Raw genomic sequence first — 9548 nt, forward strand, 5'->3', positions numbered from 1 at the left:
GGGGGGGGGGGGGGCGGGGGGGGGGGGGGGGGGGTGGTTAGCCCGGGGTCGCGGGCCGCGGCTACCCCGGTTGCCGGTGGTGGGGGTTCGGGGGGCCCACCGCCGGGGGGAAGACACGGTTTATTTCGCGTCGAACTTCACGATCGTGCTGATCGAGGTTTCGTCCGGGATGGTCTTGGTGTCGGCCCAGTCGCCGCCGCCCACGCCGAAGTCCAGGCGCTTGACCGTCGCCTTGCCGGTCAGCACCGGCTGCGTGCCCGGCTTCCAGGTGAAGGTGAGGGTGACCGGCTTGCTGACGCCGCGCAGTTCCAGTGTGCCGTCGGCGGCGTACTGGTCGTTGCCCACGGCGCGGAAACCCTTGGCGGTGTAGTGCGCGGTGGCGAACTTGCCGACGTTGAAGAAGTCCGCGCCCTGCAGGGTCGAGTCACGGTCGCTGTTGCCGCTCTTGGCGCCGGCCAGCGGAATCACCACGTCCAGCGAACCGGCGGCCGGATTGGCCGGGTCGAAGCTGAGCTTGGTGGCAAAGCCCGGGAAGCTGCCGGTGAACACTTCGCCGTCGTACTTGGTGGCGAACACCAGGATCGAGCCGGCGCCGGGGGCCTGGGCGTACTCGGCGGCCAGCACCGGGGCGGTGGCCAGCATGCCGGCCAGGGCGGCGGCCACGGCGGCCGGGGTGGTCAGTTTCAGGGTCATCGGTCAGTCCTTCTGGGGGAGGCGAGCCAGCCGCGCGGCAACATCCGCGAGAGGGTGGCGTCACGCTGGAACAGGTGGTGGTAGAAGGCGGCGCCGGCATGGGCCAGCACCACCGCGATCAACAGCCAGAAACCGTACTCGTGGATGGCATGGGACACCGCGACGGTCTGCGGGTCGGGGCCGCTCAGCTTGGGCACGTCGACCAGGCCGAACCAGCGGAACGGACGCAGGCCACTGGCCGAGTCGTACAGCCAGCCGGACAACGGAATGGCGAACATCAGCGCGTAGAGCAGCACGTGGGTGGCGCTGGCGATGCGTTCCTGCCAGCTGGGCACCCCCGGCACCGGCTGCGGCGCGCCGGCATAGAGGCGCCAGCCGAGGCGGAACAGCACCAGGGCCAGCACGGTGATGCCGATCGACTTGTGCGCGGTGTAGACCCAGAAGTACTTCGGGGTCTTCGGCAGTTCACCCATGGTCAGACCGACGATGCCCAGGGCAAGGATCAGCAGGGCGATCAACCAGTGCAGGGTCTGGCTGACACTGCCCCAGGCGGCGGGCGTGTTCTTGGCGGTCATCGGGAATCCTTGGGGGCCGTCGTGCTGTCGGAGTGGGAATCAGGGGCGGGAGTTCCCGGGGCATCGCTGCGGTCGAACGCCGCTTCGGCCTCGATCCTCACCTGTACGGCATCACCGATCACGCCCGGCCAGGCGGTGATGCCGAAGGCACGGCGGCTGAGCGTGGTGGTGGCCGAGAAGCCGACGGTGCGGCGGAACGGCGGCAGCGGATAGCGCTTGACCGCGTTGAGGGTGACATCGAGCACTACCGGCTGGCTGACCCCGCGCAGGGTCAGGGTGCCGGCAACCTGCGCATGCTTCTCATCGACCGGCTCCACGTGGGTGGAGACGAAGCGTGCGGTGGGGAAGCGTTCGCCATCGAGCAGGCTGCGTGCGAGGGTGGCCTGGTTCCATTTGTCATCGCCCAGGTCCAATCGCGACACGGGAATCTCGACGTCCAGGGTCGCTTCCCGCCAGTTGTCGGGATCGAACCGCAGCTGTCCCGCACTGCCGGAAATCGTGCCCATCGCCTGCGAGTAACCGGCGTGGTCGATCGAGAACAGCACGCGGGTATGCACCGGATCGATGCGCCACGCATCGTTGCCGGCCCAGGCCGGGACGGCGGCGAGCAGCAAGGGCAGCAGGGCCAGGCGGAAACGCATCGGCAGGGCTCGGCGGAAAGGTGCGTCGATCATACGCACAGGCCCTGGGCTGCGCTGTGTGCACGGCTGCAACAGTTCGTGGTGGCAATGCGGGTGGAAACAGCCTGTTGCAGCGATGACCCCGGCCCTGTGTGACAATCGGCGCAGGACAGGGGGTTCAGGATGAAGAGCGGCTGGCGCCGGTACTGGCGGTGCATCGCAGGGGCAGGTCTGTTGCTGGTGGCATTGGCCACCTCCGCGGCAACCTTGGACATGGCAGGTGAAACGCCGCGCCTGCGCCGTTTCGGTGCGGCCGAAGGCTTGCCCTCGCGCATGGTGCTGGCCCTGGCCGAAGACCGCACCGGGCACATCTGGGCGGCCACCGATGGCGGCCTGGCACGCTATGACGGTGGCACGCTGCGGGTCTGGCAGCACGATCCGGAACAGCCCGGATCGCTGCCCGGCAACGAGATCGAAACACTGATGGTCGATCCGCTCGACCGCGTCTGGGTCGGCATCAACGGCAAGGGCGTGGCCCGGCTGGATGCCGACCGCGAGCGTTTCAAGTCCTTCGACGCACTCAACAACGAATGCCAGGGCCAGGCCTGGACCCTTGCCTACGCCCGGGATGCGCTGTGGGTCGGCAGCAGCACCCATGGCGTCTGCCGGATGGGCGAGGACGGCAGCCTGCGCTTCTTCCGGCAGTCGGCGGGCGGGCTGCCCAGCGACACCATCTACAGCAGCCTGGTCGACGCGCAGGGCCGCCTGTGGCTGGGCACCGAGGCGGGCCTGGCACGCTGGAACGGCACGGCCTTCGAAGCGGTGGCCGCGCGCGAACTGGGCGCGGTGAGCGTACTGCGGCTGAGCCGTGACGCCGAGGGCGCGATCTGGATCGGCACCCAGAACGATGGCCTGTACCGGATCGATGCGCAGGACCGGGTCAGCCGGCCGCGCTGGGCCGACAGCGCCCAGCTGCGCTCGGCCATCGTGCTGGCCGACCGCCAGGGCGGTTACTGGGCCGGCACCTCCGATGGCCTGCTGCGCGGTGATGCGGCCCAGCTGCGGCGCCTGGAAGGCGACCGCGGCAGCGGTTTCCTGACCAGCCACAGCGGCGTGCTGGACCTGCTGCAGGACCACGAGGGTGGCATGTGGGTGGCGCTGTTGACCCAGGGCCTGGCCTACCTGCCGCCGGACTGGCGGCGCTTTTCCACCTGGTACCAGCTGGATGGACGCCCGCTGGACAGCCAGTACCTGCTGAGCGCGGCCAGCGACGGCCGCAACTACTTCGTCGGCTCGGCCCACGGCGTTTACCAGATCAACGCGCAGGGCACGCTGAGCCTGCTGGCCAGCGACCGCGAACTGGGCAGCGGTGCGGTGTGGTCGGTGCTGCCGCGCCCGGATGGCAGCTTGTGGCTGGGCCGCGCGGGGCGCCTGAGCGTCTACGACCCGGCGCGGCGCACGCTGCGCGACTGGCCCATTGCCGGTGGCGCCGATCTGCGCCAGCGCATCGACCTGATGCGCGAGGCGCCGGATGGCACGGTCTGGATCTCGGTGATGAACCTCGGCCTGCAGCATCGCGCCAGCGATGGCCGGGTGCTGCGCATCTTCGAGCTGGCCGCGCTGGGCGGCGAAGGCGATGCGCCGGTGGAGCAGATCCGCTTCGATGCGCGCGGCCAGGCTTGGCTGGTCGGTGCGATGGGCATCTGGCGCGAGCAGGGCGAGCGCTTCGTCGCCGTGCCCGGGGTGTCGCAGGGGCAGATCTTCGATCTGGTCTGGATCGACCCGCAGCAGGTGTGGCTGGCGCGGCAGGGAGCGTTCGAACGCTACCAGTGGGATGGCCTGGGACTGCGCCTGATCCAGCGCGTGGACGGCACCTACGGCATGCCGCCGGTCAGCATGGGCGGGCTGGCGCTGGGCCGTGATGGGCGCGTGTGGGCGACCACGCCGCGCGGGCTGCTGCGCTGGGATCCGCAGACGCGGCGCGTGCAGCAGTTCAACGAACGCGATGGCCTGCCCGATGCCGAATTCACCGGACGGCCACCGGCGATCGGTGCCGACGGCCGGGTGCTTGCGGTCACCCAGACCGGCCTGGTCGGTTTCGATCCCGATGCGCCCGACGTGGAACTGCCGCCTTCGCAGCTGGTGATCGCGCAGGTGCGCGTGCGCCGCGACGATGCGCGGGGCTGGCAGCCGCTGCCGGCCACCGGCACGCTGCTGCTGGGCCCGGATGATCGCGATCTGCAGATCGACGCGCGCCTGCTGTCCTACGCCAACCCGCAGGGCAATCGCTACCGGTTCCGTGTGGAAGGCTACGACCAGAACTGGGTGGAGCAGGGCGGTGATGGCCAGCGCACGCTGTCGCGGCTGCCGCCGGGGCTGTATTCGATTGAAGTGCAGGCCGCCACCGCCAGTGGGCCGTGGACGGCTTCGCAGCGGCTGCAGGTGAAAGTGCTGCCGCCGTGGTGGCGCAGCGGCATGGCCATCTTCGGCTACCTGATGCTGGGTTCGCTGTTGCTGCTGGTGATGGTGTGGTCGATCCGCCGGCGCCTGCGGCGGCGCCAGCAGTGGCAGTTGACCGTGCACAAGCAGCAGCTGGCCGAGCAGGCCTCGCAGGCCAAGAGCCGCTTCCTGGCCACGCTGGGCCACGAGGTGCGCACGCCGATGACCGGCGTGCTGGGCATGAGCGAGCTGCTGCTGGCCACTGAACTGGACCCGGTGCAGCGCAGCTATGCCGGTTCGATCCAGCAGGCAGGCAGCCATCTGCTGCGGCTGGTGAACGACGCGCTGGACCTGGCCCGCATCGAAGCGGGTCGCCTGGAACTGGATATCCGTCCGTTCGATCTGAATGGCCTGCTCGGCCAGGTGCAGGCGCTGATGCAGCCGATGGCCCTGCAGCGGCAGCTGGCGTTCCGGCGCGAGGACGCGCTGCCCGGTCCGGTCTGCGTCAGCGGCGATGAAATGCGGGTGCGGCAGATCCTGCTCAACCTGCTCGGCAACGCGGTCAAGTTCACCGATCGGGGTTACGTGGGGCTGGGCGCGATCCTCGACGAGGATGGCAATGGCGTGACCTTCGAGGTCAGCGACAGTGGGCCGGGCATCAACGCCGAGCAACAGCGCCGGCTGTTCCACCGCTTCGAACAGGCCGACGGGCCGCGCACCGCCTCGCGCTACGGTGGCAGTGGGCTGGGGCTGGCGATCTGCCAGGAACTGGCGGTGGCGATGGGCGGGCGCATCGACGTGGACAGCCAGCTGGGCCGGGGCGCGCGTTTCCGCGTGTGGGTTCCGCTGCCGTGGACCCGCCAGGCGACGTCGGCGCAGAGCGAGGTGAGCACGGTGCCGGTGCTGCCGGCCCTGCGCATCCTGCTGGTGGAAGACGATGTCACCGTGGCCGAGGTCATCGCCGGCCTGCTGCGCGCACGCGGGCACCAGGTCGTGCACGTGCTGCACGGGCTGGGCGCGCTTTCGGAGATCGCCACCGACGGCTTCGATGTCGGCCTGCTCGACCTGGACCTGCCGGCGCTGGATGGCACCGCCATCGCCCGCCAGCTGCGTGCGATGGGCTACGAGCTGCCACTGGTGGCGGTGACCGCGCGTTCCGATGCCTACGCGGAAACCCAGGTGCTCGCTGCCGGTTTCGACGGGTTCCTGCGCAAGCCGGCGACCGGCGACCTGCTGGTGTCGGCGATCCAGCAGGCCCGGGCAAAACGCCAGGTGGATGCCTGATCGAGGTAGTGGTTGGCGTGAATGCCCTGACTTTCGGTTTACCATGCCGACGCCGCACAACGCGGGGTCCATCAACAGGCAGCGTGGGGAGGCAATCGGTGGCGTATCTGCGGGCGGCGCTGCTGCTGATCCTCCTGTGTGTTCTGGCGCCCGTGGCCGCACAGCCGGTGCCGCCGACCCCGCGGCAGGTGACCGTGTTCGACGGCCTGCCGTCCAATACCGTCAACCGCATGGCCGAGGACCGCTACGGCTACCTGTGGATCGCGACCAATGACGGCCTCGCCCGCTATGACGGGCGCAATTATCGGGTCTGGCGTTCCGAGGACGGGCTGCGCGACAACCGTATCTGGACCGTGCTGGTCGATGCCAGGAACGAGCTGTGGATCGGCACCGAGAATGCCGGCGTGGTGCGCATGTCGGCCGACCGTCGGCAGCTGCGTTTCTACGACCGCAGCAGCCAGCCGCTGATGACCAGCAATACGGTGTGGAGCCTGGCCTCCACCCCGGATGGATCGATCTGGATCGGTACATACGGCGGTGGTCTGTATCGGCTGGATGACAAGGACCGCCTGCAGCGTTTCCTGCCCGAACCAGGCAACCCGCGCAGCGTGCCGGCCGCCTCGATTCCGTTCCTGGCGACCCTGCCCGATGGCACGCTGTGGGTGGGGACCAAGCATGGCGTCGCGCGGTGGACCGGTACCGATTTCGAGCGCATTGCTGCAGGCGTGCTGCCCAGCCAGCCGGTCAATGGCCTGACCGCCGAGCCCGATGGCAGCCTGTGGATCAGCACCATGGCCGGCGCTACCGTGCGCAGGCCGGAGGGCCATTTCGAGGCGGCGCCATGGCAGTTGCCGGCCGGTGAGCAGGTACTGGGCATGATGCTGCGCGATGAGCAGGGCGGGTATTGGCTGGACACACGCAGTGGCCTGGGCCGCGCGGTCAATGGCCAGTACCAGACCGTGCCGTTGTACAGCGCCGTGGCGCGAGGCCAGGTTCGGCCCAACTGGTCAGGTGCCTATGAAGACCGCGAGGGCGGCATCTGGCTGGCCAGCACCAACGCCGGGCTGTGGCACCTGCTGCCGCGCTGGTGGCAGTTCTCGGTGTTCTCGCGGCTGGAAGACAATGCATCATCGCTGCGCAACGCCTACGTGCTTGGCACCAGCCCATCGGCCAACGGTGGGGTGTGGACGGTCGGGGGCCATGGCGCACTGGATCGTTTCGACCCGGCCTCCGGACGCATCGAACAGCATCGAACCTTTCTCAATGGCATGCACTGGCTGACATCGGTGCGCGAGGATGGCCGAGGATTCGTATGGGTCGGTTCCACCGACGCACTGCTGCGCTACGATCCCCGCACCCGCGCGCTGCAACGCTGGGACCGTAGCAGCGGCGCCGACGCCACGATGGAAGGCAGCATCGACGCGATGGTGACCTGCGACGGCGACAGCCTCTGGCTGATGCTGGCTTCTGGCCTGCAGCAGCGCGGCCTCGACGGCCATCTGCGCCAGCAGCTTGAGAACGGCCGCGATGGCCTGCAGGCAGGTCAGCTCAACATGGATGTCGAGTGCGGTCCGCAGGGCCGGATCTGGCTGGCCAGCAGCCGCGGCCTGCTGCAGTGGCAGCCGGAGGCGCAGCGCTTCCAGCCCGTGCCCGGGGCACCGGCCACGCCGGTGTATGCGATCGACGTGGCCGCCGATGGCCAGGTCTGGCTGTCCGAAGATGGGCGCCTGTCGCGCTACCTCTGGCGCAACGGGCGCCTGGAGCGGCAGGCGGTGATTGGCAGCGAGCAGGGCTACCCGGCCATCGCCGCGACCGGCCTGGTGGTCGACGCACAGGGCGTGGCCTGGGCCAGCGGTGCGCGCGGCCTGGTACGGGTCGGTGCCGATGGCCACAGCGTGCGTCTGTATGGCGTGCATGACGGCCTGCCCAGCCAGGAATTCCGCGAGCACACCCTGATCGCCTCGACGAGCGGGCGGTTGGTGGCCGGTACGCCGGCCGGCGTGGTGGCGTTCGATCCCGACCTGGTGCGACCTTCGACCCGGCGCGCGCCGCTGGTCATCGAGCGGGTGGAGGTGCGCCGCAACGAACAGGTGCTGGACCTGACCCACGACACGCCGCTGCAGATTGCCGATGGTGACCGTGACCTGCGTATCGTCGCGCGGCTGTTGTCCTTTGCCGATTCCGCATCCAACAGCTACCGCTACCGGCTGAACGGGTACGACCCGGACTGGGTGGAAGTGGGGCCGGGTGGCGAGCGCCTGTTCTCGCGCCTGCCACCGGGTGCGTACCGGCTGGAAGTGCAGGCGCGCTCGGCCGACCACGTGTGGTCGCGGGTGGAAGCGCTGGAGTTCCATGTGCAGCCGCCGTGGTGGCGCAGCCTGTCCGGATTGCTGGTGCTGACGTCCATCGCACTGCTGCTGACCAGCTGGTTCGCCTGGCTTTACCGGCGCCGCCTGCAGCGCAAGCACGCCTACCAGCTGGCCCTGCACAAGCAGGAACTGGCCGAACAGGCGTCGGCGGCGAAAACGCGGTTCCTGGCCAACCTTGGCCATGAGATCCGCACGCCGATGACCGGTGTGCTCGGCATGAGCGAACTGCTGCTGGCCTCGCCGCTGGATCCCCAGCAGCGCGGTTATACGCAGTCGATCCGCCATGCCGGTGAGCACCTGCTGCACCTGGTGAACGATGCACTGGACCTGGCCCGGATCGAATCGGGGCGCCTGGAGCTGCAGTCGCGACCGTTCGCACTGAACGGCCTGCTGCAGGACCTCGCCGCTCTGATGGCGCCGCTGGCCGCACAGAAGGGCCTGCGCTTCGTGCTGGACAACCAGCTGCCCGCGGGCCTGCAGGCGACCGGCGATGCGATGCGGGTGCGGCAGATCCTGCTGAACCTGCTGTCCAACGCCGTCAAGTTCACCAGCCGCGGCACCGTCACCCTGCTCGTGCGCCGCGAGGACGGCCCACGTGGCCTGCATTTCGAAGTGCACGACACCGGCCCGGGCATCAGCCAGGAACAGCAGCAGCGCCTGTTCCGCCGTTTCGAGCAGGCCGACGGCGCACGCACTGCGGCGCAGTACGGCGGCAGTGGCCTGGGCCTGGCGATCTGCCGCGAGCTGGCGCAAGCCATGCAGGGCCGGATCCGGGTGGAGAGCCAGCTTGGCAGTGGCACCCGCTTCGAGGTGAGCCTGCCGTTGCCGCTGCAGCAGGATGGCGCGAGCGAAGACGGCGAGGCGACGCGGGGCGAGGACGCCGTGGCGAACATGCCTGCGCTGCGCATCCTTCTGGTGGAAGACGATGCCACCGTGGCCGATGTGGTGATCGGCCTGTTGACCGCGCGCGGCCATGAGGTGGTGCATGCCGGCCATGCACTGGCGGCACTGCGCGAGATCAGCGCGGGCGATTTCGATGTCGGCCTGCTGGACCTGGACCTGCCGGGCCTGAGTGGTTTCGAGCTGGCCCAGCACCTGCGCAACCAGGGCTACATGCTGCCGTTGCTGGCGGTGACTGCGCGTACCGATGCGGACCTGCAGGAGCAGGTGGAGGCCGCGGGCATCGGCGGATTCCTGCGCAAGCCGGTCACTGGTGAGCTGCTGGTCGAGGCGATTGCGCGGGTACTGGAGCGGTAGGTTTCTTTTTGCAGGGCTTGCAGCCCTGCACCTGCTTCAATCAACGGCAACGTCAACTTCAAAAGCTGGCTATCCGTGGGATGGCGGGATGGGTCCGGTTGAGGGGGACGCCGTAAACCCGTCCATGGGGGCCTGGTCGCGGCATCCATGCCGCTCACACCCCCTCAACCGGACCCACCCCGCCTTCGACAGACGTCTGCGATCTGTCGGAACGGAGTTCTGCTCTGGTGGGTGCCGACCGTTGGTCGGCACGAATGAACTCATTCTATATCTGACAGATGTGCCGACCAACGGTCGGCAGCCACCCACAG

Annotated in this window: 5 protein-coding genes; 2 read left to right on the forward strand and 3 right to left on the reverse strand. The window is 69.1% G+C overall.

Annotation, left to right across the window (positions count from 1 at the left end; all coding sequences use genetic code 11):
* Positions 1–120: 120 nt before the first annotated feature.
* From AC1VXD_RS19160 to AC1VXD_RS19170, 3 genes are read right to left on the reverse strand one after another with little or no spacing between them, the layout of a single operon-like run.
* Entirely contained in the window at positions 121–693 is a 573-nt protein-coding gene (locus AC1VXD_RS19160) for a YceI family protein (protein WP_482993382.1), read from the reverse strand.
* Positions 690–1268, reverse strand: coding sequence for a cytochrome b (locus AC1VXD_RS19165; RefSeq protein WP_482993383.1), 579 nt, complete (start codon positions 1266–1268; stop codon positions 690–692). Before AC1VXD_RS19165 ends, AC1VXD_RS19160 begins: the two co-directional genes overlap by 4 nt.
* Positions 1265–1909, reverse strand: a complete 645-nt coding sequence (locus AC1VXD_RS19170; protein WP_482993386.1) for a YceI family protein — start codon at positions 1907–1909, stop codon at positions 1265–1267. The genes AC1VXD_RS19165 and AC1VXD_RS19170 overlap by 4 nt, the downstream gene beginning before the upstream one ends.
* A 162-nt stretch (positions 1910–2071) precedes the next feature.
* Here AC1VXD_RS19170 and AC1VXD_RS19175 point away from each other — a divergent pair, with 162 nt between their 5' ends.
* Both AC1VXD_RS19175 and AC1VXD_RS19180 read left to right on the forward strand, forming a co-directional pair.
* Complete coding sequence (locus AC1VXD_RS19175) at positions 2072–5611, forward strand: hybrid sensor histidine kinase/response regulator (protein ID WP_482993384.1); 3540 nt, start codon at positions 2072–2074, stop codon at positions 5609–5611.
* A gap of 98 nt (positions 5612–5709) precedes the next feature.
* On the forward strand, positions 5710–9237 hold the full coding sequence (locus AC1VXD_RS19180; protein ID WP_482993385.1) for a hybrid sensor histidine kinase/response regulator: 3528 nt from the start codon (positions 5710–5712) through the stop codon (positions 9235–9237).
* The last annotated feature ends 311 nt before the right edge of the window (positions 9238–9548 follow it).

It is taken from the genome of Stenotrophomonas sp. STEN054 (assembly GCF_056854535.1).

Excerpts from the sequence above, each read along its gene's own strand:
- AC1VXD_RS19160 (WP_482993382.1), bottom strand. The coding sequence starts at position 693 with ATGACCCTGAAACTGACCACCCCGGCCGCCGTGGCCGCCGCCCTGGCC.
- AC1VXD_RS19175 (WP_482993384.1), top strand. The coding sequence starts at position 2,072 with ATGAAGAGCGGCTGGCGCCGGTACTGGCGGTGCATCGCAGGGGCAGGT.
- AC1VXD_RS19170 (WP_482993386.1), bottom strand. The coding sequence starts at position 1,909 with ATGCGTTTCCGCCTGGCCCTGCTGCCCTTGCTGCTCGCCGCCGTCCCG.
- AC1VXD_RS19165 (WP_482993383.1), bottom strand. The coding sequence starts at position 1,268 with ATGACCGCCAAGAACACGCCCGCCGCCTGGGGCAGTGTCAGCCAGACC.